The sequence below is a fragment of the Serratia sp. JSRIV002 genome (assembly GCF_019968725.1).
GTDB classification, from domain to species: Bacteria; Pseudomonadota; Gammaproteobacteria; order Enterobacterales; family Enterobacteriaceae; genus Chania; species Chania fonticola_B.
In genome coordinates this window covers 4,648,991-4,674,493 of record NZ_CP074143.1, presented here as the reverse complement: position 1 = coordinate 4,674,493, position 25,503 = coordinate 4,648,991, and the positions used below count along the sequence as shown (strand labels likewise).

Below are 25,503 nucleotides of genomic sequence, written 5' to 3'. Positions count from 1 at the left end.
TGGTTAACGTGCAGCTATGTAGATGTCACTAAGCTCAATTGATGAAGACCCACCACCTCCTGACACAGATTGCCGACCATCTAGGGGCTGAGCGCCAACTACTGCTGGCGTTCAGCGGCGGCCTGGATTCCAGCGTGCTGTTGCATATGCTGATGCTGTTGCGCCAGCAGCAACCGGACATTGCCCTGCGCGCGGTGCATGTCCACCATGGCCTGAGCCGTTTTGCCGATGATTGGGTGGCACATTGCCAGCAGCAATGCGAACGCTGGCAGGTACCGCTGGTGGTACAACATGTACAGCTTGAGGGACGGCCAGGGGGCATTGAGGCAGCGGCCCGTTCGGCCCGCTACGCTGCTTTTGCAGAAACGTTGGCCGTAGACGAGGCTTTGCTGACGGCGCAGCATCTTGACGATCAATGTGAAACCTTCTTGCTGGCCTTAAAACGGGGCAGCGGCCCTGCGGGGTTGTCTGCCATGGCGGCACAAACCCGTTTGGATAACAATCCCTTATTGCGCCCGCTGTTGGGAATATCTCGTCAGCAGTTGGAAGCCTACGCACACCAGCATCAACTGCAGTGGATCGAGGATGACAGCAATCAGGATCCCCGCTTCGATCGCAACTTCTTACGTCTGAACGTTCTGCCGATAGTGAATCAACGTTGGCCGCATTTTGCTGCCGCCACCGCCCGCAGCGCTGAATTATGTGCCGAGCAGGAGCAACTGCTTGATGAGCTGCTGGCCGAGCAATTGACCCAACTGCTGGATGGCGAAAACTCGCTCGCTATCGCCGAATTGGCTACCTGTTCTGCGGCCAGGCGCTATGCTTTGCTACGGCGCTGGATTGGGCTGTTTGGCGTCACCATGCCTGCGCGAGATGGCTTGCATCGGCTATGGCAGGAAGTGGCGTTAAGCCGGGAAGATGCCGAACCACAGTTGCAACTCGGGAACTACCAGATCCGCCGTTTTCGCCAGCGCTTGTATCTGCTACCGCTGATGTCTGATCTGAGCGGCGCACAATTGCCCTGGCCTAATGAGGCCCCACTGGCGTTACCAGACGGACTGGGTACTCTGTACGTGGGCGAAGGTGAATGCCAGATACGCGCCCCTTTAGAGCATGAGTCGGTCAGCGTGCGTTTTACCGCCAAGGGCAGGGTGCGGATTGTTGGCCGTGCCGGTTCACGTCCGATCAAAAAACTGTGGCAAGAGTTGGCTATTCCACCGTGGCAGCGTGAACGTATCCCATTGGTCTATTATGATGAGCAGTTAATCGCTGCCGTGGGCGTATTTATTACTGAGGAAGGGCAAGCGTCTGCGGGGCAACCGGCTTGGCGGCTTGGCTGGAAAAAAAATAATAACAATCTGCTGTGAGGAGTGGGCAATGAAATTGGTGAGCGTAATGGTAGTGATGGCAAGCGTGCTGAGTTTTTCCGCCATGGCGGCGGGCGATGCGGCGGCAGGGAAGAATAAATCGGCCAGCTGCATGGCTTGCCACGGCGCGGAAGGCAAGGTTTCGGTACCTATGTACCCGAACCTGGCCGGGCAGAATCAAATGTATCTGGAGCACTCTTTGCAGGCTTACAAGAAAGGGGAGCGCTCTGGCGGGCAGGCGGAAGTAATGAAGGCCTATGTCTCGGGGTTGTCGGATGAGGATATTGCCGACCTGGCGGCCTATTACGCCAGCCTGAAGCCTTAAATGACGAGGGCAGCCCTTGGGCTGCCCTGTGGAGATGGCGTTACCGCTATATCAGTCTGATAGGCTGACAACCACGGTACCGATTTCCGGATGACTGAAACTGAGGATGTGATCCAGACGCAAGCTGAGAGCGCTACCGGCCTGATCGACAATCAGGTACTCAACGCCCTTGGTAAATTTCAACTCGGTGGCAATGCCTTCGAACTTCTCTCCGTCGCGTAACTCTAGCTTCAGAATGTAGTTATGCTGACAGGCGAGTTCCAGGCTTTCATAGTCATCGCAATTGATGGATTGGTACTCATCATTCATCAACATGGTCGCTCACCAATAAGTTAGCGGCGGCAAATGCCGCCTGTTCCCTAACGGAGGACGGTAGCTCGCTATTCGCGGCAACCTCGTCCAATGCCTTTAACACACATGCTAGTGCATCCGGCACGTAGCCTAGATCTCCACTGCCGATCTGAGCGTAAAAACGTCGTACTAACTCACAGTATTGTTGCACAATGGCCTCCCTTTAGGATCTCTGCATTATTGCCACGCAGGCTGCAATAAGGCACAGACACTCGGGGTTAAATCCTATCTAAAGGACTATAGCACAGGTGTTAGTGAGTTATTAGTTCCTCTTTTTGGGCATTAGTCCACTCCTGACGTTCCCCGTGCTGGCTGCGGACTGCCCTGATCAAGTACAATGTGGCCTGTTAATAAAGAGGTTACCCATGGCGCTGAAAGCAACAATTTACAAAGCCACGCTCAATATCGCTGATATGGATCATCACTTTTATCACGACACAACGCTCACCCTGGCCCAGCATCCTTCAGAAACCGAACAGCGCATGATGCTACGCCTACTGGCCTGGATCTGCCATGCCGATGAGCGCCTGGTGTTTACCAAAGGCCTGAGTGCGGAAGACGAGCCGGAAATCTGGCGGCGCAACGACCATAACGGGCTGGAGATGTGGATAGAGCTGGGGCTGCCGGACGAGAAACGCATCAAGAAAGCCTGCAATCAGTCACCTCGGGTGGTGCTTTACGCCTATGGCGATCGCGCCGGGCATGTCTGGTGGCAGTCTATGCAGAGCAAAGTTGCTAACCACAAGAACTTGAGCATTCGCTTTCTCGATGATGAACAACTGTCCCGCTTGACCGCGTTAGCCAGCCGCAATATGACGCTACAGGCCACGCTGCAGGAAGGCACTATCTGGCTGTCAGACCTTCAGAATAGTCTGGAAATTCAATTTGCCGAATGGCAGCAGGCGCAGGTATAACCGGTGCTGGAACTGTCAAGAAACGTAGCCATACCGGACAACGAAATAGAATTAACGGCGATCCGCGCGCAGGGGACGGGTGGCCAGCATGTGAATAAAACCTCAACGGCGATCCATTTGCGCTTTGACATCCGGGCGTCCAGCCTGCCAGAGTACTATAAAGAACGGCTGCTGGCGCTTAATCATCATTTAGTGACCGGTGATGGGGTGGTGATTATCAAAGCGCAGGAATATCGCAGCCAGGAAATGAATCGTGAAGCGGCACTGGCCCGGCTGGTGGCACTGATCCAACAGGCGATGGTGGTCGAAAAGACGCGCAGGGCCACCAAACCAAGTAAAGGCGCCAAATTACGCCGTCTCGAAGGCAAAGTGCGTAAAGGCGCGACCAAGGCGCTGCGCGGCAAGGTTTTACCTTAGGCGGCGTCTTGGCATCAACGGATGACAACAGGAGAATAACTTGAAGCAAATAACCATTGCCCTGTTTTTAGCGGCAGGAGCCCTTTCATTGCTGGGATGTAATAATCAATACCAGCCAAAAGAACAGCCGCTTCAGCCGATGCAGCAGAGCTATCAGGGCTTATTGCCCTGTGCCGATTGCAGCGGGCTGGACACCACACTGTTCCTCGATCAAGACGGCACCTTTATCTTGCAGGAAACCTATCGCGGTTCAAGAGATGGCGATAGCACCTTTGCCAGCTACGGTAAATGGGCGCGCACGGCAGATAAATTGGTGCTGACCGAGAGCAATGGTGAAAAGCGCTATTTCCATCCGGAAGGCAAGCAATTGAGAATGCTGGACCGCAGTGGAGCACCGATTGTCTCTCAGCTTAATTATGTGCTGTCGCCGGTGACCAAAGCCTTGCCGAAAACGCCGATGCCGTTGACCGGGTTGTATACCTATATGGCCGACGCGGCGGTATTCCAGGATTGTGCCACCGGCAAAACCTTCCCGGTAGCGAATAATATCGCGCTGGAACAGGGCTATCTGAAGGCTCAGCGGGCGCCGGGCGAACCGGTATTCCTGATGTTGAACGGGCATTTCAGCGTGCAGCCTTCCATGGAGGAAGGGCAGATGCAAAAAGCGCTGATCCCGGAGCCGGGTGGCAAAATCACTTTCGACAACAGCAAGAGCTGTGCTAATTAATCAACGAATTATGGCCTCATCATTTGATGATGGGGTCGTTATTGTTGTCCGTTGCAGATATCAGTGTGGGTTGGTTTTTAGCTAACGCCCGCGAACGTAAATAGATCCCCGGTTTGATATGGCCCACGTAAACCAGCGCTTTGCTAGGTGCCAGCGTGGCAATATCCCCTTCGCGCATATGCAGTAAATCGCCTGGGCTGACCCAGCCTGGGGCGGCTAACGTCAACGGATGTCCGGCGTTTTCAAACGCGGCAATCACAAACTCCGAACAAAAATAGGACGACTCTGTGCCGGTCGGTGCCTTGAGCTGGGCTGCGGCCAAGCCTTGTACACATTGCTGGCGGAAATCGGCAGAGAAGGGGTTCAGTGAACACAGTTGCTTGGTCATCATAAAGGGCACCATCTCGGCAATACCCAGATAGTTATACCGGCTGCCGGCCTTTTGGCTGGCGAATTGGCGGATCTGGCTAGCCTGCTCCGGTGTCAGATCGGGGATGCGCAAAGCAAACATCTTGTCGCTATGGGTCAGCGCATCTTTCAGGCTGATAATCTGCACGCCTTCCCCTACCGCTTCGGCAACCTGGCCTTCACCAATATACACGGCAACATGGCTGACTGACGAAGTACTCAAGATACGGATCCCGAGTGATTTCAAACCAATCGTTGAGGAGAACAGCAGGTCACCCTCTTGCAGGTCGGCCTGATTGATTTCGCGCAGCGTTTTTCCTGGGGCGGAGCTTAACGATTGGAACTGAACGTTGACGGGATTGATGGAGTGTTTTTCACGGTCGGATAAGCCTACGTTCATCGTGCAACCGGTCAAAAACACCGAAAGCAAAGCATACAGGCAGGTAGCCGAGGGGCTGCGTAATGGCATAAGTTAATCCTTTAACAACAATATCCATTAATAAAGCCCCCCATCTGGGGGGCTTGGTCTATCAATTAACGTTGGATCTGGCCCAGCAGGAAATCAACGATTTCGCCGGTTTTGATCATCTGCTTCTCGCCAACGCGGCGATTTTTATACTCAATCTCTTCGCTGTCGAGGTTACGATCGCCAATCACGATGGAGTGAGGTACGCCGATCAGTTCCATATCGGCAAACATCACGCCTGGGCGCTCTTTACGATCGTCCAGGATCACGTCGATGCCGTGTGAACGCAGGGTATCGTACAATTCCTCAGCCAGTGCCTGCACGCGGAATGACTTGTGCATGTTCATTGGCAGAATGGCTACCTGGAACGGGGCAATCGCGTCTGGCCAGATAATGCCACGGTCATCGTGATTCTGTTCGATGGCAGCAGCTACGACGCGCGTCACACCGATGCCGTAGCAACCCATGGTCAGCACCTGATTACGGCCATCTTCACCCTGTACGGTGGCTTTCATCGCTTCCGAGTACTTGGTACCCAGTTGGAAGATGTGGCCCACTTCGATACCGCGCTTGATCAGCAACGTACCTTTACCGTCTGGACTGGCATCGCCTTCCACCACGTTACGGATATCGGCGCTCTGTGGCAGCGGCAGATCACGCTCCCAGTTGATGCCAAAGTAGTGTTTGCCATCGATGTTGGCACCGGCGCCAAAGTCACTCATGGCCGCTACGCTGCGATCGACAACCACTGGGATCGGCAGGTTGACAGGACCAAGGGAGCCAGGGCCTGCACCGACGATTGCACGGATTTCTTCTTCGGTGGCGAAAGTCAGCGGAGCCGCGACCTGTGGCAGTTTCTCGGCCTTGATTTCATTCAGCTCGTGATCGCCGCGCACCAGCAGGGCAACCAGCTTGTGGCCACTCTCTTCACTGGCGTGCACCATCAAGGTTTTCACCGTTTTCTCTACTGGCAGTTGGAATTGCTCTACCAGCTCGGCGATGGTTTTGGCGTTCGGCGTATCGATGATGCGCAGTTCTTCGGTTGCCGCAGCACGTGGCTGAGCGGGGGCAACCGCTTCGGCCAGCTCGATGTTGGCAGCATAGTCGGAACCGGTTGAGAACACGATATCGTCTTCACCGCTGTCTGCCAGCACCTGGAACTCATGTGAAGCGCTGCCACCGATAGAACCGGTATCGGCCAGCACCGGACGGAAATCCAGACCCATGCGGTTGAAGATCTTGCTGTAGGCCTCGTACATCGCGTCGTAGGTGACCTGCAAGGATTCCTGGGTGGTGTGGAAGGAATAGGCGTCCTTCATCAGGAATTCACGCGAACGCATTACGCCAAAACGTGGGCGAACCTCGTCACGGAACTTGGTCTGGATCTGGAAGAAGTTCAGCGGCAGCTGCTTGTAGGAGCTGATTTCGTTGCGGATCAGATCGGTGATCACTTCTTCATGGGTTGGACCAAGTACAAACGGACGTTCGCCGCGATCGACAAAACGCAGCAATTCCGGGCCATACTGCTCCCAGCGGCCGCTTTCCAGCCAGAGGTCTGCGGGCTGAACTACCGGCATGGAAACTTCGATCGCGTTAGCATTGTTCATTTCTTCGCGAACGATGTTTTCAACCTTCTTCAGAACGCGCAGGCCGGTCGGCAGCCAGGTGTAAAGACCGGAGGCCAGCTTGCGGATCATCCCGGCGCGTAGCATCAACTGGTGGCTGATCACTTCGGCGTCGGCAGGTGTCTCCTTCAGTGTGGAGAGCAGATATTGGCTTGTACGCATGGTGTTTTGGTTCCGTTAGAACTGCAAATTGCATCGGGCTGCCAGGGTTGGCCGCCAAAATTTTCAAAAGTGGCTTAGTTTACCAGCGCAAGCCGGTTGTCAAAAGAGAGCGGGCGGAATTTTAACGGGCGTCGAGCGACAACACTTCGCTTTGACTATCAACGATCCGCCAGCGCACGTTGAACTCCAACAACCATACCGCATATTCGCGCCCGCTGGCTTCTTCTTTTCGATAGGCGGGGCGAGGATCTTGCGCCAGAACCTGAGTGATAAAACGGCGCAGGTTGGGGTAGCGCCGCACATGTTGCTGCAGTTGTTGTTCCGCTTCGGGCGAGAAATACACCGGCATATCACCGGCCGGAGCCGCCTGAGCAAACCCGGCCCGCGCTTGCGGATGGCTTTCGGCAAACGGCAAATAAGGTTTGATATCGACCACCGGCGTACCGTCAACCAAATCCAGGCTGCCCAGCTCCAGTACCACCTCGCCCCCTTGAGTCCGTATGCCTTTCAGTTCGATCAAGGACATACCCAACGGGTTAGGGCGAAAGGTCGAACGGGTGGCGAACACGCCCATACGCGCATTGCCGCCCAGACGAGGAGGCCGCACGGTAGGACGCCAGCCTCCTTCCATGGTTTGATGAAACACAAACATCACCCACAGATGGCTGAACTCGCTGAGGCCACGTACCGCTTCGGGTTGATTGTAAGGCGGCAACAGCACCAGTTCACCGCCGCCGTCTTCAACTAGCCCAGGCTGACGGGGAACCGCGAATTTCTCTTTATACGGAGAACGGATGGTGCCGATCTGCTCAAAAACAAATTCGGTCATTTGGCTGAGACGTTAAGCGCAGAGCCTTGGCAGATGGCCTGCTGGTAACAACCGGCGACGCCGCTGACAATCTGACAGTCATGCAGTAGCACCGCATTGGCCTTCATGTAGGAGGCTCGGGTCTGCATGCGCTTACGTGCGGTATTCAGATTTGGCGGAGAGTCCTGAACCGTGGTCTGACAAGATTCGCCAGAAACCTCACCTAAATCGCGGAAAGGTTTACCGACCAGTTCTTCTGCACTCTTGTACAGTTTTACCGGGGCCGGGCGGGCTGCTGGGGTGGCTTTTACCGGAGCGGGAGCGGCCGTAGTTGTTGTGCTGTTTGTTGTGGATGGAGCCGTGTGCTGCGTTGAGCATCCAGTCAGCGCGAGCGCTAACAAACAGAGAGGTAAAACACGCATTGAGAGTCCCTGCCATTTTATAATCAAAGTGGCGCTATTGAAGCAATCTCTGGCACAAATAACAAGACGGGCCGTAGCCCGTCTTGCAATTATCGGAATAAAATGGCTAAGGAATGATTACCAGCCTTTTACTGCGCCACCGTTAAAGATCTTGTTGGCTGCTTCGTTAACTTCGTCAGACTGGTAAGCCTGAACGAATTTCTTCACGTTTTCCGCGTCTTTGTTATCTTCACGGGCAACCATGATGTTGACGTAAGGTGAGTCTTTATCTTCAACAAACAGACCGTCTTTGGCTGGCGTCAAACCAATCTGGCTGGCGTAAGTGGTGTTGATGATGGCCAGAGCGATTTGCTGATCGTCCAGTGAACGTGGCAGCTGTGGTGCTTCCAGTTCAACCAGCTTCAGGTTTTTCGGGTTCTCGGTCACATCCAGCACGGTTGGCAGCAGGCCAACACCGTCTTTCAGCTTGATCAGACCCTGTTTTTGCAGCAGCAACAGTGAACGGCCCAGGTTGGTGGGATCGTTAGGCAGTGCTACCTGTGAACCATCTTGCAGCTCATCAATGGATTTGATCTTTTTGGAGTAACCGGCGATCGGGTACACGAAGGTGTTACCCACCGTAACCAGCTTATAACCACGATCCTTGATCTGCTGATCCAGGTAAGGCTTGTGCTGGAAGGCGTTGACATCGATATCGCCTTTGCTCAGGGCTTCGTTTGGCAACACGTAGTCGTTGAAGGTGACCAGCTCAACGTCCAGGCCATACTTATCTTTTGCTACTTTTTGTGCCACTTCAGCTACTTGCTGTTCAGCACCAACAATAACACCCACTTTGATATGGTTTGGATCTTTTTCATCCTGGCCACAACCGGCCAGAGCCAGAGTACCGATCAGTGCGCCGATTGTTGCGATGGATTTAAACTTTAACGACATATCCCTTCCTCAATTAGACTCGCATATGAAATACGCCTTACTCTTTATGCTGCCAGATGCAGCAAAGCTATCGAGTAGATGTCAGCGCGTGGGTAAAACTATTTGTGGGTAACGGCCTTCACGATACGGTCGCCACCAAACTGGATCAGATACACCAGCACCACCAGTAATATTAATACCGTATTCATCACGGTAGCGTTATAACCAATATAACCATACTGATAACCAATTTGACCTAAGCCACCGGCACCAACGGCACCGCCCATTGCAGAATAGCCCACCAGGGTGATCAGCGTGATGGTAGCGGCATTCACCAAACCTGGCAGCGCTTCAGGCAGCAGCACTTTGGTGATGATTTGCATTGGGGTCGCACCCATGGCACGAGCAGCTTCAACCAGACCTGACGGAATTTCCAACAGGGCGTTTTCTACCATACGGGCAATAAAGGGAGCCGCGCCCACGGTCAGTGGAACGATAGCCGCCTGCAAACCGATAGAGGTGCCAACGATCATGCGAGTGAACGGGATCATCCAGACCAGCAGGATAATGAACGGGATGGAACGGAAAATGTTCACCAATCCGGACAACACCTTATAGACGGTATTGTTGGCAATGATTTGCCCAGGGCGGGTCACATATAACAGTACGCCAACCGGTAAGCCAAGAACAAAGCCAAAGAAGCCGGAGACAAAGGTCATCGTAACGGTTTCCCACACGCCACGTGCCATTAACCACATCATTGCCTCAGACATAACCCAGAACCTCTACTTTTACCTGATTTTCTTGTAGGAACTTAATCGTTGCCTGTGCATCTTCATCGGAGCCGTGCAGTTCAGCCAGCATCACGCCGAACTTCACGCCGCCAGCGTAATCCATCTGTGCGCTGATAATATTGTTGTTCACGTTAAAGCGACGAGCCGCTTCTGACAGTAACGGGGCATCGACCGAGCGGCCGGTAAACTCCAGGCGTAACAGCGGTTGACGGCCTCCGGTACGCTCAGGTACCAGACGTGCGGCATAATCATCCGGAATATCCAGATGCAGCGTAGCCTGGATAAACTGCTGTGCCAGCGGCGTCTTGGGATGGGAGAACACTTCGCTAACGCTATCTTTCTCAATCAATTGACCTTGGCTGATAACCGCGACCTGATCGCAGATACGTTTCACTACGTCCATTTCATGGGTGATCAGCAGGATGGTCAGCCCCAGACGGCGGTTGATATCTTTCAGCAGTTCAAGAATGGAGCGGGTGGTGGCAGGGTCCAGCGCACTGGTCGCTTCGTCGCACAGCAGCACTTTAGGATTGCTAGCCAGCGCACGGGCGATGGCCACACGCTGCTTTTGGCCGCCTGACAGATTGGCAGGGTAGGCATCGTGCTTATCTGACAGACCAACCAGCTCCAGCAGTTCGACCACGCGTTTTTTGATTTCCGCGCGTGGGGTGTTGTCCAGCTCCAACGGCAGGGCAACGTTACCGAAGACCGTACGTGAAGAAAGCAGGTTAAAGTGTTGGAAGATCATGCCAATCTGGCGGCGTGCGCGCGTCAGCTCACCTTCAGACAGGGAGGTTAGATCCTGGCCATCAACCAGAACGGTACCTGACGTTGGGCGCTCAAGCATGTTGGCGCAGCGGATCAGCGTACTCTTACCGGCGCCTGAGGCACCGATGACGCCATAAATCTGTCCGGCAGGAACGTGAAGAGTCACGTCAGAGAGTGCGCTAATGGAACGCGACCCCTGCTGGAACACTTTGGTGATGTTGGAAAGTTTAATCATATTCTTCTTATTTTTAGCTTGGTTGCCGTGGCCTAATAAAGAGAGACCTTGATCAGCGCCAAGGTCTGGATCAGATGTTAAGGCGTCTAGACGTCCAAGTCAACGTTAACGCTATTCTTCATCATTCTCAGTCTCGGCGAAAACATGCGATACTGTGGCGGTTTTCAGGCTTTCAGGAGCATACCGGTGACACAACGCGTTCCAGCAATTTTCTTAGATCGTGACGGCACGATTAATATCGATCATGGCTACGTCCATGAAATAGATGATTTCCAGTTTATCGATGGCGTGATTGACGCCTGCCGTGAACTGAAAAGCATGGGCTTCGCACTGGTGCTGGTCACCAACCAGTCTGGCATTGCCCGTGGTAAATTCAGCGAAGACCAGTTTATGCGTCTGACAGAATGGATGGACTGGTCGATGGCTGACCGCGACGTCGATCTGGACGGCATCTATTTCTGCCCACATCATCCTGAAGCAGTAATAGAAGAGTATCGCCAGGTTTGTGATTGCCGCAAACCGCAGCCGGGCATGTTGTTGCAGGCGCAGAAAGAACTGAACATCGATTTGGCCGCTTCTTATATGGTTGGCGACAAAATCGAAGACATGCAGGCGGCCGCAGCTGCAGGGGTAGGCACTAAAGTGTTGGTACGCACCGGCAAGCCAGTGACTGAAGAAGGCGAAAAAGCGGCGGATTGGGTGCTAAACAGCCTGCAAGAGCTGCCGGCAGCGATTAAAAAGCGGGTTTAAGCAGCGTTATGCATGAATAGTGAGCGGTCGGAAGAAAAGTGCATATTATCCCTTGTCATTCTGAACCAGCTCCCTATAATGCGCCTCCATCGACACGGAACATGTGAACAACTTCACAGAGTCTCCGGGGGTCGCAGAGAAAAAAACCTGAAATTAAGGTTGACTCTGAAAGAGGGAAGCGTAATATACGCCACCTCGAGTTAGCAAGCGAAAGCGCGTAACTCACTGCTCTTTAACAATTTATCAGACAATCTGTGTGGGCACTCACAAGACGATATCCAGCTACTTCGGTAGCAAAAAAATATCAAGTCTTGAAGAGTGACCAAGCAGTCATTCATGCGAATGAATGATTACGAAAGTTAATTTTCGAGCATCGCTGCACCGTTCTTTAATGAACAGTGTCAGCAAATCAAGCTTTTAATTGAAGAGTTTGATCATGGCTCAGATTGAACGCTGGCGGCAGGCCTAACACATGCAAGTCGAGCGGTAGCACAGGGAGCTTGCTCCTGGGTGACGAGCGGCGGACGGGTGAGTAATGTCTGGGAAACTGCCCGATGGAGGGGGATAACTACTGGAAACGGTAGCTAATACCGCATAACGTCTTCGGACCAAAGTGGGGGACCTTCGGGCCTCACACCATCGGATGTGCCCAGATGGGATTAGCTAGTAGGTGAGGTAATGGCTCACCTAGGCGACGATCCCTAGCTGGTCTGAGAGGATGACCAGCCACACTGGAACTGAGACACGGTCCAGACTCCTACGGGAGGCAGCAGTGGGGAATATTGCACAATGGGCGCAAGCCTGATGCAGCCATGCCGCGTGTGTGAAGAAGGCCTTCGGGTTGTAAAGCACTTTCAGCGAGGAGGAAGGGTTCGGTGTTAATAGCACTGTTCATTGACGTTACTCGCAGAAGAAGCACCGGCTAACTCCGTGCCAGCAGCCGCGGTAATACGGAGGGTGCAAGCGTTAATCGGAATTACTGGGCGTAAAGCGCACGCAGGCGGTTTGTTAAGTCAGATGTGAAATCCCCGAGCTTAACTTGGGAACTGCATTTGAAACTGGCAAGCTAGAGTCTTGTAGAGGGGGGTAGAATTCCAGGTGTAGCGGTGAAATGCGTAGAGATCTGGAGGAATACCGGTGGCGAAGGCGGCCCCCTGGACAAAGACTGACGCTCAGGTGCGAAAGCGTGGGGAGCAAACAGGATTAGATACCCTGGTAGTCCACGCTGTAAACGATGTCGACTTGGAGGTTGTGCCCTTGAGGCGTGGCTTCCGGAGCTAACGCGTTAAGTCGACCGCCTGGGGAGTACGGCCGCAAGGTTAAAACTCAAATGAATTGACGGGGGCCCGCACAAGCGGTGGAGCATGTGGTTTAATTCGATGCAACGCGAAGAACCTTACCTACTCTTGACATCCACAGAACTTTCCAGAGATGGATTGGTGCCTTCGGGAACTGTGAGACAGGTGCTGCATGGCTGTCGTCAGCTCGTGTTGTGAAATGTTGGGTTAAGTCCCGCAACGAGCGCAACCCTTATCCTTTGTTGCCAGCGCGTAATGGCGGGAACTCAAAGGAGACTGCCGGTGATAAACCGGAGGAAGGTGGGGATGACGTCAAGTCATCATGGCCCTTACGAGTAGGGCTACACACGTGCTACAATGGCATATACAAAGAGAAGCGAACTCGCGAGAGCAAGCGGACCTCATAAAGTATGTCGTAGTCCGGATCGGAGTCTGCAACTCGACTCCGTGAAGTCGGAATCGCTAGTAATCGTAGATCAGAATGCTACGGTGAATACGTTCCCGGGCCTTGTACACACCGCCCGTCACACCATGGGAGTGGGTTGCAAAAGAAGTAGGTAGCTTAACCTTCGGGAGGGCGCTTACCACTTTGTGATTCATGACTGGGGTGAAGTCGTAACAAGGTAACCGTAGGGGAACCTGCGGTTGGATCACCTCCTTACCTAAAGATATGCAGTTGAGTGCAGTGTCCACACAGATTGTCTGATGAAAAAGTAACGAGCAGAAATACCTTTATAGGCTTGTAGCTCAGGTGGTTAGAGCGCACCCCTGATAAGGGTGAGGTCGGTGGTTCAAGTCCACTCAGGCCTACCAAATTCGCACTTGTGCTGCGTTGCACGCGATACGTTTACACCGTAAACGTCCAGTGAGCATGCCTTGCCTGAGCGAGTGGTAAATAAAGGTTTCTGCAAGTGACTGTATGGGGCTATAGCTCAGCTGGGAGAGCGCCTGCCTTGCACGCAGGAGGTCAGCGGTTCGATCCCGCTTAGCTCCACCATATCCATATGGTCCTTGATAATACTTCAGAGTGTACTGGCAACAGTATGCTGCGAAGTATTTTGCTCTTTAACAATCTGGAACAAGCTGAAAATTGAAACATGACAGCTGAAACTTATCCCTCCGTAGAAGTATTGGGGTAAGGATTAACCTGTCATAGAGTCTCTCAAATAAACAGCACGACAGTGTCTCTGTTTACAGAAACACCTTCGGGTTGTGAGGTTAAGTGACTAAGCGTACACGGTGGATGCCTAGGCAGTCAGAGGCGATGAAGGGCGTGCTAATCTGCGAAAAGTGTCGGTAAGGTGATATGAACCGTTATAACCGGCAATACCCGAATGGGGAAACCCAGTGTGTTTCGACACACTATCGTATGGTGAATACATAGCCATACGAGGCGAACCGGGGGAACTGAAACATCTAAGTACCCCGAGGAAAAGAAATCAACCGAGATTCCCCTAGTAGCGGCGAGCGAACGGGGAACAGCCCAGAACCTGAATCAGTTCTTGTGTTAGTGGAAGCGTCTGGAAAGTCGCGCAGCAAAGGGTGATAGCCCCGTACACTAAAATGCATTAATTGTGAGTTCGATGAGTAGGGCGGGACACGTGACATCCTGTCTGAATATGGGGGGACCATCCTCCAAGGCTAAATACTCCTGACTGACCGATAGTGAACCAGTACCGTGAGGGAAAGGCGAAAAGAACCCCGGCGAGGGGAGTGAAATAGAACCTGAAACCGTGTACGTACAAGCAGTGGGAGCACCTTCGTGGTGTGACTGCGTACCTTTTGTATAATGGGTCAGCGACTTATATTTTGTAGCAAGGTTAACCGTATAGGGGAGCCGTAGGGAAACCGAGTCTTAACTGGGCGAATAGTTGCAAGGTATAGACCCGAAACCCGGTGATCTAGCCATGGGCAGGTTGAAGGTTGGGTAACACTAACTGGAGGACCGAACCGACTAATGTTGAAAAATTAGCGGATGACTTGTGGCTGGGGGTGAAAGGCCAATCAAACCGGGAGATAGCTGGTTCTCCCCGAAAGCTATTTAGGTAGCGCCTCGTGAACTCATCTTCGGGGGTAGAGCACTGTTTCGGCTAGGGGGCCATCCCGGCTTACCAAACCGATGCAAACTCCGAATACCGAAGAATGTTATCACGGGAGACACACGGCGGGTGCTAACGTCCGTCGTGAAGAGGGAAACAACCCAGACCGCCAGCTAAGGTCCCAAAGTCATGGTTAAGTGGGAAACGATGTGGGAAGGCATAGACAGCCAGGATGTTGGCTTAGAAGCAGCCATCATTTAAAGAAAGCGTAATAGCTCACTGGTCGAGTCGGCCTGCGCGGAAGATGTAACGGGGCTAAACCATGCACCGAAGCTGCGGCAGCGACGCTCAGGCGTTGTTGGGTAGGGGAGCGTTCTGTAAGCCGTTGAAGGTGAACTGTGAGGTTTGCTGGAGGTATCAGAAGTGCGAATGCTGACATAAGTAACGATAAAGCGGGTGAAAAACCCGCTCGCCGGAAGACCAAGGGTTCCTGTCCAACGTTAATCGGGGCAGGGTGAGTCGACCCCTAAGGCGAGGCCGAAAGGCGTAGTCGATGGGAAACAGGTTAATATTCCTGTACTCGGTGTTACTGCGAAGGGGGGACGGAGAAGGCTAGGCTAGCCGGGCGACGGTTGTCCCGGTTTAAGCGTGTAGGGGGGTGTTCCTGGTAAATCCGGAACGCTACCAACCCTGAGGCGTGATGACGATGCACTACGGTGCAGAAGTAGTTGATGCCCTGCTTCCAGGAAAAGCCTCTAAGCATCAGGTAACATCAAATCGTACCCCAAACCGACACAGGTGGTCAGGTAGAGAATACCAAGGCGCTTGAGAGAACTCGGGTGAAGGAACTAGGCAAAATGGTGCCGTAACTTCGGGAGAAGGCACGCTGGCGCGTAGGTGAAGAGACTTGCTCTCGGAGCTGAAGCCAGTCGCAGATACCAGCTGGCTGCAACTGTTTAATAAAAACACAGCACTGTGCAAACACGAAAGTGGACGTATACGGTGTGACGCCTGCCCGGTGCTGGAAGGTTAATTGATGGGGTCAGCCGCAAGGCGAAGCTCTTGATCGAAGCCCCAGTAAACGGCGGCCGTAACTATAACGGTCCTAAGGTAGCGAAATTCCTTGTCGGGTAAGTTCCGACCTGCACGAATGGCGTAATGATGGCCAGGCTGTCTCCACCCGAGACTCAGTGAAATTGAACTCGCTGTGAAGATGCAGTGTACCCGCGGCAAGACGGAAAGACCCCGTGAACCTTTACTATAGCTTGACACTGAACATTGAGCCTTGATGTGTAGGATAGGTGGGAGGCTTTGAAGTGTGGACGCCAGTCTGCATGGAGCCAACCTTGAAATACCACCCTTTAATGTTTGATGTTCTAACTCGGCCCCGTGATCCGGGGTGAGGACAGTGTCTGGTGGGTAGTTTGACTGGGGCGGTCTCCTCCCAAAGAGTAACGGAGGAGCACGAAGGTTAGCTAATCACGGTCGGACATCGTGAGGTTAGTGCAAAGGCATAAGCTAGCTTGACTGCGAGAGTGACGGCTCGAGCAGGTACGAAAGTAGGTCTTAGTGATCCGGTGGTTCTGAATGGAAGGGCCATCGCTCAACGGATAAAAGGTACTCCGGGGATAACAGGCTGATACCGCCCAAGAGTTCATATCGACGGCGGTGTTTGGCACCTCGATGTCGGCTCATCACATCCTGGGGCTGAAGTAGGTCCCAAGGGTATGGCTGTTCGCCATTTAAAGTGGTACGCGAGCTGGGTTTAGAACGTCGTGAGACAGTTCGGTCCCTATCTGCCGTGGGCGTTGGAAGATTGAGAGGGGTTGCTCCTAGTACGAGAGGACCGGAGTGAACGCACCACTGGTGTTCGGGTTGTCATGCCAATGGCACTGCCCGGTAGCTAAGTGCGGAAAAGATAAGCGCTGAAAGCATCTAAGCGCGAAACTTGCCTCGAGATGAGTCTTCCCTGGGCCTTTAAGGCCCCTGAAGGAACGTTTAAGACTAAGACGTTGATAGGCTGGGTGTGTAAGTGCAGCGATGCATTGAGCTAACCAGTACTAATGATCCGTGAGGCTTAACCTTACAACACCGAAGGTGTTTTGAAGAGATTGTAGAGATTTTCAGTGAAGTTCCGAGATTGGTTCTGGTGGTTACGAAAGTAACGGCCAAGAATGAAACGAATTTGCCTGGCGGCAATAGCGCGGTGGTCCCACCTGACCCCATGCCGAACTCAGAAGTGAAACGCCGTAGCGCCGATGGTAGTGTGGGGTCTCCCCATGCGAGAGTAGGACACTGCCAGGCATCAATTAAGCCAAGAGGCCATCCGCAAGGATGGCCTTTTTGCTATGGGTCAAAAACAGAAATGCCCCTCACCCCCACCCTCTCCCAGAGTACCAGCCGAGAACAACTGAACCCCCGTGTGAGGGAGAGGGAGCCGTCCGGCGTCGTGGATGAGCCCGTACTGCTTCGGAAAGTGGGGAGAGGTTGGGGTTGCCCGTACCGCTTCAGGACGTTGGAAGTAAGTAGAAAGATGAAGTATTACACAGAGAGATCCGCGGACTCGATCGGTTCCCTCTCCCTGTGGGAGAGGGTTAGGGTGAGGGGTCATTACCAAGCTTCAACGCGCCAGATGATAAATACTGTACCCTGTCGCAGCCCCTGCCACATCCCAGGCAAAATCCTTCCAGCTCCAGCCCGTACCGCCTTCGCGGCTGTCATACAGCTCTTTTGCCGCGCCCAACCCAACCGAAAATAGCAGGCCAAAACTGCGGCTACGTGCCTCATTCCAGTTCTGATGATCGCCATAAGCTGCGCCAGCGGCGGCAAATGCAGCGGAAGCCACAAAGTGCTGAGCCTTGTCTTTACCGGTCCAACTATCATTGGCCATGTGGGTACAGCCACTGGAGAACAACAGTACCGGAAGGAGGATAAACGGGCGGAGTGGGCACATAGTGAAAACATCCTGTCTCAATATGGACAAAAAAGCCCGGCATTGCCGGGCTGTGGTGCAGTTAATTATAGCGAGTTTACAATATACGGCTAATCAAGCGATCGATACGGATCCGACGCAGACGACGGATCAGTTTACGCACCTTGACCGGATATTCCTGAATGCTTTGCAATTCGAGATAGTGGCCAACCACTGTGGTATGGGTACGGATCGTTTCCAACTCTTTATGCCGTTGTTCCTGCATTTCGTGCTTGGGATCGTGGAACAGAATGGCGTTCTCCAGATCCAGCCGCCAGGCGCGCGGGTTGAGGTTGTTACCGGTGATCAACTGCCACTCGTCATCGACCCACATCCCTTTGAGGTGATAGCTGTTATCGCCGTCTTTCCACAGGCGCACAATCAGCTGGCCGGTATCAACATAGCGTTGCAGGCGGCTCAGGAAGCGGCGCAGGTTGATTTCATAGAGATAAGGCAGCGCACCGATAATCTTGAACGGCTGATCTTCAGGAATGTAGAAGTCATTGGCCGTCTTGTCACCCACGATGATCTCCACCTGTTTTCCTTGGCGCAGCAGATAAATGATATTGCGCACCAGCAAGGCTGGCAGGTTGAAGTAAGGCGTGCACAGCGTCAGTTTCTGATCGGTGCTGCACATCAGGTGGTGGATCGTTTTGTTCAGAATGCTCTGTTTACCCAGGCCGACTAACGGGGTGACGGCCAGCTCATCATTACTGGCGTTCCCCTGAAATTGATAGGCGGCACGGCGTAGGGCAAAGCGGAACAGGCGGATTTCGTTTTTGATCTCGAGGCTTTTGGGCCTGTCAGCACGATCAAGACGCTGCACGGCACCGGCGGTTAACAGATGCTGTTTGATGTAATCGCACAGGGTCACCGCCAACAGATTATTGGTTATCAGCTGATAGCGATCGTAACGATACTTATCATGCTGGTGCAGATAGACATCATTAATGCTGGCGCCGCTGTAGAACACCGTATCGTCAACGACAAAGCCCTTCAAATGCAGTACGCCCAGCGCTTCGCGAGTATTGACCGGAACGCCGTAAATCGGCACCGAAACCTGCGGGTGCTGTGCAGCCATAGCGCAGTACCAGTCGGCATTGGTATTGGCCGCTGCCGCACCGATACGCCCACGTTGAGCACGATGCCAGTCTACCAACACGCAGATCTCCAGCTCAGGGCGCTGCTGCTTGGCTTGATAGAGCGCATTGAGGATATCGCGGCCCGCATCGTCATGCTCCAGATAGAGCGCTACCAGATAAATGCGGGTTGTTGCGTTAGCGATCGATTCCAGCAGCGTTGCACGGAAATCAGCCGGCGTAAAAAGGGTACGGACATCAGCAACCGTCTGGGGGAGTTTGGGCAGTTGTGCAAGGTGTTGTTGATGTTTGCTACGTTTAAATTTTGACAACATCACAGTGCGCTTCTTCTCTCATATTTGGATGGCCGGAACGCCACTTCCATGAATAAAATGCTTCGAACAATCGGGCGATAATACCACTAGTTGCCCCGATTGTGCGTATGTTTTGGCGTTAAGTAGTGGATTCGTATTACATTGCGACAGCGGTCACGGCGTCGCCCCATCCTGTAGCGGCAGGGTTAAATTGACAATCCCTTCGTCAATTTGCACATCGACCTTGAACCCCAGCTTTTGAGCCAGTGTGACCATTCCGCGGTTATTCGGCATCGTAATGCCTGTCAGGCGGATCAGGCCTTGCGCTCGCGCATAGCCAATCATTTTCATCAAGAGCTGTCGGCCCAGACCCAGGCCTTTCAGATCGGAACGTACCAGTACGGCGAATTCGGCGTCGGTGTTGTCCGGATCTGACAGGGCGCGCGTCACGCCGATGATCTCTTCGCCATGGCGTACCGCTACGAAAGCCATTTCTCGATCGTAGTCGATTTGGGTCATGTTAGCCAAATCGTCGTGGCTAAACTCGTTGATCTCACTAAAGTAGCGGTAATAGAGATCTTCTTTGGTGACGCGGTCGATAAAGTGCTTCAGCGCCGGTTCATCCTCCGGCAGGATCGGGCGGAACAGGCATTGAGAACCGTCTTTTAATTCAATGGTTTCTTCCAGCTCATGGGGATAAGGGCGGATCGCCAGGCGCGCCTGTGGATCGCCACTGAAAGGCGTTAACTGCATGGAAACGTCCAGCAGGGTAAATTCGCTACCGGAGGCTAATACCGGATGAATATCGAGGCGTGAGATCTCTGGGCAGTCAAGGATCAGGTTGGAAACCTGCACCAACAGGCGGCTTAAGCCGGGGATATCAAGCGGCCGCAGCGCACTGCGCCCACGGATTTTGCCTCCTTTCACCGCCTGCAACACCAGATAACGCGCCAGCGCCATATTCAGCGGCGGCAGGGCAACGGCGACCTGGTTTTCCTTACGCCATTCGATGCCGCCTTCGCCGAGCATTATCAGCGGGCCGAAGGTGGCATCCTGTTCAACGGCAATCCGCAGCTCTTGTGCCCCGGCACGGTTGGCCATGCTTTGCACTAACAGACCGTGGATGCGCGCCTGCGGGTAAGTACGCTTCACCCGATCGAGGATCGCTTCCGCCGCACGCTGCACCTCGGTGGCAGTACGTAAATAAAGCATGACCCCCTGAACTTCGGATTTATGCGAGATATCCGGAGAGCGCAGCTTGAGCGCTACCGGGTAGCCAATCTGTTCGGCAATGTGCACCGCTTCGGCGCTGTCACTGGCAATCCAGGTTGGCAGGGTGCTGAGGCCGTAAGCCTGCAAAATCGGTTGGACTTCATGGGTATCCAACTGGCTAGCCCCTTCGCCCAACGCTTGATGAATTAACTGGTGCGCGGCAGCGGTATTGGCCGTAAGCCCAATCGGTAGCGCCGGGGTTTCCTTCAGTTGCTTCTGGTTACGGCGGTATTCCACCATATGCATAAACGCGGTGACCGCGCCTTCTGGCGTACGATAGGTTGGGATCCCGGCCTCGGTAAACAGGCGGCGGGCCTCCTGAGAGGAGTATTCGCCACACCAGTTGGTTAACAGCGTAATGCGTTTCCCACGTGGGTGCTGGCGGATGGCCTCGATCAGCCGTTCGGCGGTCTCAGTGCCCGGAGAGGCGGCGCTAGGGGCATGGATCAGCAGCAGGGCGTCATAGTCGTGGCTGTCGAGCAGCGGTTGCAGAGCGGCCAGATAGCGCTTGGGGGTTGCATCATCACGCAGATCGATAGGATTTCCTGGCCGGATAAACTCCGGTAGGGCAGTGCTCAGCTTCTCCTGAGTCTCATCCGTCAACGTTGCCAGCTTACCGTTGCGGGAGAGTAATTGGTCCAGCGCCATGGCTGCGGGGGCCGCGCCGTTGCTGATAATCATTAGCCGCTCACCGCGTAGCGGGTGCATATGGCTCAAGGTTTCCACGGCGGAAAACAGCTCGTGAGTATCCTGTACACGTAGCAAACCGGCGCGTTGGATGGCCGCATCGTAGGCGGCGTCCAATCCCTGCTGGCTGTTGAGCAGTAGCTGCGCCTGTTGGCTACGGCCACTTTTGATCACCAGGATCGGCTTATTGCGTGAGGCACTGCGGGAGGCGGAAAGGAAACGCCGCGCGTCGTTGATGTTTTCCAGATACAGCAGAATGGCGCTGGTTTTGCTGTCGCGGGCCAGGAAGTCGAGCAGATCGTCGACGTCGATATCCAGGCTATCCCCTAACGCGATGAAGTAGGAGAAGCCAACCTCCCGTTGTTGCGCCCAGTCCAGAATGGTGTTCGCCACGGCGGCAGACTGGGAGATAAACGCCAGCTTGCCTTTCTGAATGGGGACCGGCGAAAAGCTGGCGTTGATACCTTGCCAAGGCGCCAGCAAGCCCAGGCTGTTTGGCCCCAGCAGGCGCATTGAGTAACGTTGTGCGGTGGCCTTCAGCTCGGCGAATTGTTCCACGGGGCAGGAAAGTACGATAGCGGTTTTGCAGCCGCGCTCACCCAGGGCTTCGATCAGTGCCAGGTTACGCTGGGCATTGGTACACAGCACGGCCAGATCGGGGGTCAGCGGCAGGCTGGCTACGTCGGGATAGGCCATCACGCCGCAGACAGCCTTGTAGCGAGGCGTGACCGGCAGTATCGGGCCGGTAAAACCGCCAGCCAGCAGATTGCGCATCATCAGGTAGCCAGCCCGGCCGGGCTGTTGCGAAGCGCCGAGCACGGCAATTGATTTGGGACGTAATAGCGCTTCTAACCCTCTCTGGCTCATGTGCGGCTCCTGCTCCTGATCGGTTTGCCTGAAAGAGGCAAATTATCGTCTGATTCTAGGCGCTTTGTGGCAGATTTGCTGTGACCGGTGCCTCTGGGCGGTGAGGTTTCCCGGCCAGATACTGTTCACGGAAGTAATTGAAATGTTGGCTCAGCCCGGTCGCGGCCTGTTCATCGCCTGCCTGTTGGAGCAGGGCGGCAGCGACTTCTGCCGTACAGTGCTGTTCGGGGCGGCTGGCAACACGTAGCAAATAGTCCGATGAGGCCAACACGTTCAGTGAAAAGACCGGGAACTGATTCAGATAGGGGCTTTTACGGAACATCTTGCGCGCTTCCGACCAGGTACCGTCGAGCATGATAAATAAAGGCGGCTTGCCACCGGTGGGCACGCTGCTAACCACCGGGCGGTCCGCATCGGCATAAGAGGCCGGGAATACCACGTAGGGTTGACGAGTAGGATCGTTGATGGCTGCTAACAGGCCCGGATCGACTTCGGTACGCGACCAGGTAAACGCCAGGGTATCAGGCAGGATATCGGCGATCAGGCGTCCGGTGTTGCTGGGTTTCAACGGTTCTGCGCCGAACATGATCAGGCAAAAGCGGCTGTTGGCCTGCTGCGGTTTGATGGTGGCACACAGGCAGTTTTGCTGCGGTAGCAAACAACCCTGACAGCGCACGGCGCGGCTACCTCTGGCCAGAAATGGGCGGGTGGCGCGGTCTAAACGGTCTTGGCGCAGACGAAGTACGGCGTTGTCAGTCATAACGATCCTGAAAAACCGCCATTGTAGCGCAGAAAAAAGCCCGGCGGGAGAGGCGCACGGGCTATCTAGGCGATGTTATGCCGACACAACTGGCGGCATAGTAAGCGCTTTTGCGTTAAACTAGCTCGTTAAGCCAGTTATCGAACGGCGCTTTCGGCAACGCGCCGTTGAGCATATCGACCATCTTGCCTTCACGGAACACCATGATGGTAGGGATGCTGCGAATGCGGAAGCGGGCGCTCAACTCGGGTTCGGCTTCGGTGTTGACCTTCACGAAACGCACCTTGCCAGCACGCTCTTGTGCCACGTCTTCAAAGATCGGCGCGAAGCTGCGGCACGGGCCACACCACGGGGCCCAGAAATCGACCACGATCGGCAAGTCGTCTTGCAGGAGCTGGTCCAACGTGGCGGCGGTGGCGTTAATCACTTCACCGTCGAACAATTCATGGCCGCAGCGGCCACATTTAGCGCCGTCCGCCAGACGTTCTTCCGGCACGCGGTTGGTGGCATTACAAGCTGCACAAACTGTATTCATGGTTACCTCTGGGGCTGACGCAGCATGTTAGCCGCGTATATGTATCCTTAATGTTGCTTATTATCGGTAAAAGCGTGGCATTCGACCAAGTGATTTGTTCGATGAATTTGATAGATGCTAGCTTTTAGCGCAAGTTGGTGGCTTAGCGCACCAACATCAGGTAATCTTCGCGCCCTGCGCGTTGGTGGAGAAGACAATGAACGATTCATTTAGTGGCAAGAACGGTAAGGTTAAAGTGATGTTCGTCCGTAGTGACGACGATAGCGGCGACAACCGTAACAAGAATAAACGACCTGACGGCAAAGGCCGCCCGGCTGACAATGCACGCTCTGGCCGTGCCGGTCAGGATAAGGCGCGCGGTGGTGACCGTCGGGGTACCGATCCCCGTCGCAGCAGCAGTGAAAGCGATCGTCCTCGCCGTCCGGCGCGCACCGAAGACAGCGGTGGTTATGAATCACCGTGGAAAACCGTGTCCCGTGCTCCGCAAGAAGAACCGGCGTTCGATCATGGTGGCATCAGTGGCAAAAGCTTTATCGATCCTGAGCAGCTGCGCCGCCAACGTGCGGAAGAAACCCGTGTTTACGGTGAAAACGCCTGTAAAGCCCTGTTCGCCAGCCGTCCAGATGCCATCGTCCGTGCCTGGTTTGTGCAATCCGTCACCCCACGTTTCCGTGAGGCACTGCGTTGGATGGCGGCTAACCGCAAGGCTTACCATGTGGTGGATGAAGAGGAACTGGCCAAAGCGTCCGGTACCGAACATCACGGCGGCGTGTGCTTCCTGATTAAAAAGCGTCAAGGTCTGGATGCGCAGGCTTACCTGCAGAATGCACCGGCCAAAGATTGCGTGCTGGCACTGGAAGAAGTGGGCAACCCACACAACCTGGGTGCGATCGTTCGTTCTTGTGCACACTTTGGCGTGAACGGCGTATTGCTACAGGATCCAGCGGTGCTGGAATCTGGCGCAGCAGTGCGTACGGCTGAAGGCGGGGCGGAACACATCAAGGCAATCAATGCCGATGACTTCCTGTCCGTGCTGGATACGTTTCGCAAAGCGGGTTACACCATCGTCACCACCTCCAGCCATAAAGGCACGCCGTTGGCGCAGGCTAAACTGCCAACCAAGATGGTGCTGGTGTTGGGCCAGGAACGTGATGGCCTGAGTGACAGCGCTTGGCAACAGGGTGATATGAGCGTGTCTATCGGCGGGACTGGCAAAGTAGAAAGCCTGAACGTCTCGGTAGCGACCGGTATTCTGTTGGCCGATTGGTGGCGTCAGAACCAGGCGTAATTAGTTACGCGGCATAAAAGCCCATTCGATTGCAGACAAAGCCCTGGCCGTAAGGTCAGGGCTTTGATCTATTTGAATCGGAACAAACAACGGGCTGATTACTCTTCTGTTCAAAAAAATCTCTCCTCATTCGCATTCATCTATACATATGCTAGCCATATCCTTATACTGTACAACATACGTACAGAAAATCGCCGTGCTATCGGCTTCTCTGTATAGGGTCTACATGTACAAGTAACTTCAGAAAGGGTCACTATGAGAATTGTATCGGTGTTTAAAAACGGCAATAACCGTGCTATCCGTTTGCCCCGTGATATGGACTTTGACGGCGTCAGTGAGCTGGAAATTATCCGTGAAGGCGACAGCATCATTTTACGCCCTATTCGCCCCACTTGGGGGTCGTTCCTGCAAGAGGAAAAAGCCGACGCGGACTTTATGATGGAACGCGAGGGGATTGTCAGCGACGAGGGACGTTTTGAACTATGAATAAAACCTACATGCTGGACACCAATATCTGCTCTTTTATCATGCGCGAACAGCCAGAGGCCGTGATCAGACGGTTAGAGCAGACGGTGCTGCGTAATCACCGCATCGTGGTGTCGGCTATTACTTATGCCGAGATGCGTTTCGGGGCGATTGGCAAAAAGGCCTCACCGCGCCATGTCCGATTGGTTGATGCCTTTTGCAGCCGCCTTGATGCGGTGCTGGCTTGGGATCGGGCTGCGGTTGACGCGACAACAAACATTAAGGCTGCGCTTGCTGCGGCTGGCACGCCTATCGGTCCCAATGACACAGCCATCGCTGGCCATGCCATTGCAGCTGGTGCGATTCTGGTGACCAATAACACGCGAGAGTTTGAGCGGGTAACAGGTCTGATACTGGAAGATTGGGCAAAATAACAACGAGAGGGATCGGAATAAAATGAGTGCATTTAAGCTCGAA

The 25,503-nt window shown here is 54.1% G+C and carries 23 protein-coding genes, 2 tRNA genes and 3 rRNA genes; 14 read left to right on the top strand and 14 right to left on the bottom strand.

Annotation, left to right across the window (positions count from 1 at the left end; genetic code table 11):
* Positions 1-41 precede the first annotated feature (41 nt).
* Together tilS and KGP26_RS22020 are read left to right on the top strand one after the other, a co-directional pair.
* The gene (gene tilS, locus KGP26_RS22025) at positions 42-1,367 is read left to right on the top strand and encodes a tRNA lysidine(34) synthetase TilS (RefSeq protein ID WP_223664620.1); all 1,326 of its coding nucleotides are present in this window, start codon (positions 42-44) and stop codon (positions 1,365-1,367) included.
* A 10-nt stretch (positions 1,368-1,377) separates the two neighbouring features.
* A complete protein-coding gene (locus KGP26_RS22020; protein ID WP_021179932.1) occupies positions 1,378-1,692 on the top strand; it encodes a cytochrome c in 315 nt (104 codons plus the stop codon).
* A 51-nt stretch (positions 1,693-1,743) separates the two neighbouring features.
* On the opposite strand, the gene rof is transcribed toward KGP26_RS22020, so the two are convergent.
* Both rof and KGP26_RS22010 read right to left on the bottom strand, forming a co-directional pair.
* Positions 1,744-2,001, bottom strand: coding sequence for a Rho-binding antiterminator (gene rof, locus KGP26_RS22015; protein ID WP_223499701.1), 258 nt, complete (start codon positions 1,999-2,001; stop codon positions 1,744-1,746).
* Positions 1,994-2,194, bottom strand: a complete 201-nt coding sequence (locus KGP26_RS22010; protein WP_024529521.1) for a YaeP family protein — start codon at positions 2,192-2,194, stop codon at positions 1,994-1,996. Before KGP26_RS22010 ends, rof begins: the two co-directional genes overlap by 8 nt.
* Before the next feature lie 214 nt (positions 2,195-2,408).
* Between KGP26_RS22010 and KGP26_RS22005 the strand changes: the two genes are divergently transcribed.
* Genes KGP26_RS22005 through nlpE form a run of 3 tightly spaced genes read left to right on the top strand, consistent with a single transcriptional unit; the run spans position 2,409 to position 4,101 of the window.
* Positions 2,409-2,957 (top strand): YaeQ family protein, encoded by a 549-nt coding sequence (locus KGP26_RS22005; protein ID WP_223664619.1) that lies wholly within the window; start codon positions 2,409-2,411, stop codon positions 2,955-2,957.
* Between the two features lie 3 nt (positions 2,958-2,960).
* Positions 2,961-3,374, top strand: a complete 414-nt coding sequence (arfB, locus tag KGP26_RS22000) for an alternative ribosome rescue aminoacyl-tRNA hydrolase ArfB (RefSeq protein ID WP_223664618.1) — start codon at positions 2,961-2,963, stop codon at positions 3,372-3,374.
* A gap of 40 nt (positions 3,375-3,414) precedes the next feature.
* Positions 3,415-4,101, top strand: coding sequence for an envelope stress response activation lipoprotein NlpE (nlpE, locus tag KGP26_RS21995; protein ID WP_021806095.1), 687 nt, complete (start codon positions 3,415-3,417; stop codon positions 4,099-4,101).
* A gap of 19 nt (positions 4,102-4,120) precedes the next feature.
* On the opposite strand, the gene KGP26_RS21990 is transcribed toward nlpE, so the two are convergent.
* The 7 genes from KGP26_RS21990 to metN all read right to left on the bottom strand — a co-directional run bounded on the left by KGP26_RS21990 (position 4,121) and on the right by metN (position 10,701).
* Entirely contained in the window at positions 4,121-4,978 is an 858-nt protein-coding gene (locus tag KGP26_RS21990; protein WP_021806094.1) for a YaeF family permuted papain-like enzyme, read from the bottom strand.
* A gap of 65 nt (positions 4,979-5,043) precedes the next feature.
* Positions 5,044-6,762, bottom strand: a complete 1,719-nt coding sequence (proS, locus tag KGP26_RS21985; protein WP_223664617.1) for a proline--tRNA ligase — start codon at positions 6,760-6,762, stop codon at positions 5,044-5,046.
* A 121-nt stretch (positions 6,763-6,883) separates the two neighbouring features.
* Positions 6,884-7,591, bottom strand: coding sequence for a tRNA (N6-threonylcarbamoyladenosine(37)-N6)-methyltransferase TrmO (tsaA, locus tag KGP26_RS21980; RefSeq protein WP_021179939.1), 708 nt, complete (start codon positions 7,589-7,591; stop codon positions 6,884-6,886).
* A complete protein-coding gene (rcsF, locus tag KGP26_RS21975) occupies positions 7,588-7,992 on the bottom strand; it encodes an Rcs stress response system protein RcsF (RefSeq protein WP_024485562.1) in 405 nt (134 codons plus the stop codon). The genes tsaA and rcsF overlap by 4 nt, the downstream gene beginning before the upstream one ends.
* Before the next feature lie 117 nt (positions 7,993-8,109).
* Positions 8,110-8,925 carry a MetQ/NlpA family lipoprotein gene (locus KGP26_RS21970; protein WP_021806093.1) on the bottom strand — a complete coding sequence of 272 codons (816 nt, stop codon included), beginning with the start codon at positions 8,923-8,925 and terminating at the stop codon, positions 8,110-8,112.
* Between the two features lie 98 nt (positions 8,926-9,023).
* Complete coding sequence (locus tag KGP26_RS21965) at positions 9,024-9,677, bottom strand: methionine ABC transporter permease MetI (protein ID WP_021179942.1); 654 nt, start codon at positions 9,675-9,677, stop codon at positions 9,024-9,026.
* Positions 9,670-10,701 carry a methionine ABC transporter ATP-binding protein MetN gene (metN, locus tag KGP26_RS21960; protein ID WP_021806092.1) on the bottom strand — a complete coding sequence of 344 codons (1,032 nt, stop codon included), beginning with the start codon at positions 10,699-10,701 and terminating at the stop codon, positions 9,670-9,672. Before metN ends, KGP26_RS21965 begins: the two co-directional genes overlap by 8 nt.
* Before the next feature lie 186 nt (positions 10,702-10,887).
* Here metN and gmhB point away from each other — a divergent pair, with 186 nt between their 5' ends.
* The 6 genes from gmhB to rrf all read left to right on the top strand — a co-directional run bounded on the left by gmhB (position 10,888) and on the right by rrf (position 17,092).
* Positions 10,888-11,451 carry a D-glycero-beta-D-manno-heptose 1,7-bisphosphate 7-phosphatase gene (gene gmhB, locus KGP26_RS21955; protein WP_021179944.1) on the top strand — a complete coding sequence of 188 codons (564 nt, stop codon included), beginning with the start codon at positions 10,888-10,890 and terminating at the stop codon, positions 11,449-11,451.
* Positions 11,452-11,869: 418 nt separating this feature from the next.
* A 16S ribosomal RNA gene (locus tag KGP26_RS21950) occupies positions 11,870-13,410 on the top strand.
* Positions 13,411-13,485: 75 nt separating this feature from the next.
* Positions 13,486-13,562, top strand: a tRNA-Ile gene (locus KGP26_RS21945).
* A 108-nt stretch (positions 13,563-13,670) separates the two neighbouring features.
* Positions 13,671-13,746, top strand: a tRNA-Ala gene (locus KGP26_RS21940).
* A gap of 219 nt (positions 13,747-13,965) precedes the next feature.
* Positions 13,966-16,873 (top strand): 23S ribosomal RNA (locus KGP26_RS21935).
* A gap of 103 nt (positions 16,874-16,976) precedes the next feature.
* Positions 16,977-17,092, top strand: a 5S ribosomal RNA gene (gene rrf, locus KGP26_RS21930).
* Together the 16S, 23S and 5S rRNA genes with 2 tRNA genes alongside form the textbook arrangement of a ribosomal RNA operon.
* Positions 17,093-17,408: 316 nt before the next feature.
* Here the strand turns inward: rrf and KGP26_RS21925 are convergent.
* The 5 genes from KGP26_RS21925 to trxC form a co-directional block, all read right to left on the bottom strand.
* The gene (locus KGP26_RS21925; protein ID WP_094981238.1) at positions 17,409-17,741 is read right to left on the bottom strand and encodes a YfiM family lipoprotein; all 333 of its coding nucleotides are present in this window, start codon (positions 17,739-17,741) and stop codon (positions 17,409-17,411) included.
* A 76-nt stretch (positions 17,742-17,817) separates the two neighbouring features.
* Positions 17,818-19,173 (bottom strand): CDP-diacylglycerol--serine O-phosphatidyltransferase, encoded by a 1,356-nt coding sequence (gene pssA, locus KGP26_RS21920; RefSeq protein ID WP_218518976.1) that lies wholly within the window; start codon positions 19,171-19,173, stop codon positions 17,818-17,820.
* 153 nt (positions 19,174-19,326) lie between these two features.
* Positions 19,327-21,978, bottom strand: a complete 2,652-nt coding sequence (locus KGP26_RS21915; protein WP_223664616.1) for a bifunctional acetate--CoA ligase family protein/GNAT family N-acetyltransferase — start codon at positions 21,976-21,978, stop codon at positions 19,327-19,329.
* 55 nt (positions 21,979-22,033) lie between these two features.
* On the bottom strand, positions 22,034-22,738 hold the full coding sequence (locus tag KGP26_RS21910) for a tRNA-uridine aminocarboxypropyltransferase (RefSeq protein ID WP_021807596.1): 705 nt from the start codon (positions 22,736-22,738) through the stop codon (positions 22,034-22,036).
* Positions 22,739-22,853: 115 nt separating this feature from the next.
* Positions 22,854-23,273 carry a thioredoxin TrxC gene (gene trxC / locus KGP26_RS21905; RefSeq protein ID WP_094981235.1) on the bottom strand — a complete coding sequence of 140 codons (420 nt, stop codon included), beginning with the start codon at positions 23,271-23,273 and terminating at the stop codon, positions 22,854-22,856.
* A gap of 196 nt (positions 23,274-23,469) precedes the next feature.
* On the opposite strand from trxC, the gene KGP26_RS21900 reads away from it, so the two are divergent.
* The 3 genes from KGP26_RS21900 to KGP26_RS21890 all read left to right on the top strand — a co-directional run bounded on the left by KGP26_RS21900 (position 23,470) and on the right by KGP26_RS21890 (position 25,460).
* Positions 23,470-24,561 carry a tRNA/rRNA methyltransferase gene (locus tag KGP26_RS21900; RefSeq protein ID WP_024484850.1) on the top strand — a complete coding sequence of 364 codons (1,092 nt, stop codon included), beginning with the start codon at positions 23,470-23,472 and terminating at the stop codon, positions 24,559-24,561.
* Positions 24,562-24,816: 255 nt separating this feature from the next.
* On the top strand, positions 24,817-25,047 hold the full coding sequence (gene vapB / locus KGP26_RS21895; RefSeq protein ID WP_059201615.1) for a type II toxin-antitoxin system VapB family antitoxin: 231 nt from the start codon (positions 24,817-24,819) through the stop codon (positions 25,045-25,047).
* The gene (locus tag KGP26_RS21890) at positions 25,044-25,460 is read left to right on the top strand and encodes a PIN domain-containing protein (RefSeq protein ID WP_059201614.1); all 417 of its coding nucleotides are present in this window, start codon (positions 25,044-25,046) and stop codon (positions 25,458-25,460) included. Before vapB ends, KGP26_RS21890 begins: the two co-directional genes overlap by 4 nt.
* Positions 25,461-25,503 lie beyond the last annotated feature (43 nt).

What these genes read in the sequence shown, in the direction of transcription:
- tilS (WP_223664620.1), top strand. Translation starts at nt 42, where the DNA reads ATGAAGACCCACCACCTCCTGACACAGATTGCCGACCATCTAGGGGCT.
- KGP26_RS22020 (WP_021179932.1), top strand. Translation starts at nt 1,378, where the DNA reads ATGAAATTGGTGAGCGTAATGGTAGTGATGGCAAGCGTGCTGAGTTTT.
- rof (WP_223499701.1), bottom strand. Translation starts at nt 2,001, where the DNA reads ATGAATGATGAGTACCAATCCATCAATTGCGATGACTATGAAAGCCTG.
- KGP26_RS22005 (WP_223664619.1), top strand. Translation starts at nt 2,409, where the DNA reads ATGGCGCTGAAAGCAACAATTTACAAAGCCACGCTCAATATCGCTGAT.
- KGP26_RS21990 (WP_021806094.1), bottom strand. Translation starts at nt 4,978, where the DNA reads ATGCCATTACGCAGCCCCTCGGCTACCTGCCTGTATGCTTTGCTTTCG.
- proS (WP_223664617.1), bottom strand. Translation starts at nt 6,762, where the DNA reads ATGCGTACAAGCCAATATCTGCTCTCCACACTGAAGGAGACACCTGCC.
- tsaA (WP_021179939.1), bottom strand. Translation starts at nt 7,591, where the DNA reads ATGACCGAATTTGTTTTTGAGCAGATCGGCACCATCCGTTCTCCGTAT.
- rcsF (WP_024485562.1), bottom strand. Translation starts at nt 7,992, where the DNA reads ATGCGTGTTTTACCTCTCTGTTTGTTAGCGCTCGCGCTGACTGGATGC.
- KGP26_RS21970 (WP_021806093.1), bottom strand. Translation starts at nt 8,925, where the DNA reads ATGTCGTTAAAGTTTAAATCCATCGCAACAATCGGCGCACTGATCGGT.
- KGP26_RS21965 (WP_021179942.1), bottom strand. Translation starts at nt 9,677, where the DNA reads ATGTCTGAGGCAATGATGTGGTTAATGGCACGTGGCGTGTGGGAAACC.
- metN (WP_021806092.1), bottom strand. Translation starts at nt 10,701, where the DNA reads ATGATTAAACTTTCCAACATCACCAAAGTGTTCCAGCAGGGGTCGCGT.
- KGP26_RS21925 (WP_094981238.1), bottom strand. Translation starts at nt 17,741, where the DNA reads ATGTGCCCACTCCGCCCGTTTATCCTCCTTCCGGTACTGTTGTTCTCC.
- pssA (WP_218518976.1), bottom strand. Translation starts at nt 19,173, where the DNA reads ATGTTGTCAAAATTTAAACGTAGCAAACATCAACAACACCTTGCACAA.
- KGP26_RS21915 (WP_223664616.1), bottom strand. Translation starts at nt 21,978, where the DNA reads ATGAGCCAGAGAGGGTTAGAAGCGCTATTACGTCCCAAATCAATTGCC.
- KGP26_RS21910 (WP_021807596.1), bottom strand. Translation starts at nt 22,738, where the DNA reads ATGACTGACAACGCCGTACTTCGTCTGCGCCAAGACCGTTTAGACCGC.
- trxC (WP_094981235.1), bottom strand. Translation starts at nt 23,273, where the DNA reads ATGAATACAGTTTGTGCAGCTTGTAATGCCACCAACCGCGTGCCGGAA.
- KGP26_RS21900 (WP_024484850.1), top strand. Translation starts at nt 23,470, where the DNA reads ATGAACGATTCATTTAGTGGCAAGAACGGTAAGGTTAAAGTGATGTTC.
- vapB (WP_059201615.1), top strand. Translation starts at nt 24,817, where the DNA reads ATGAGAATTGTATCGGTGTTTAAAAACGGCAATAACCGTGCTATCCGT.
- KGP26_RS21890 (WP_059201614.1), top strand. Translation starts at nt 25,044, where the DNA reads ATGAATAAAACCTACATGCTGGACACCAATATCTGCTCTTTTATCATG.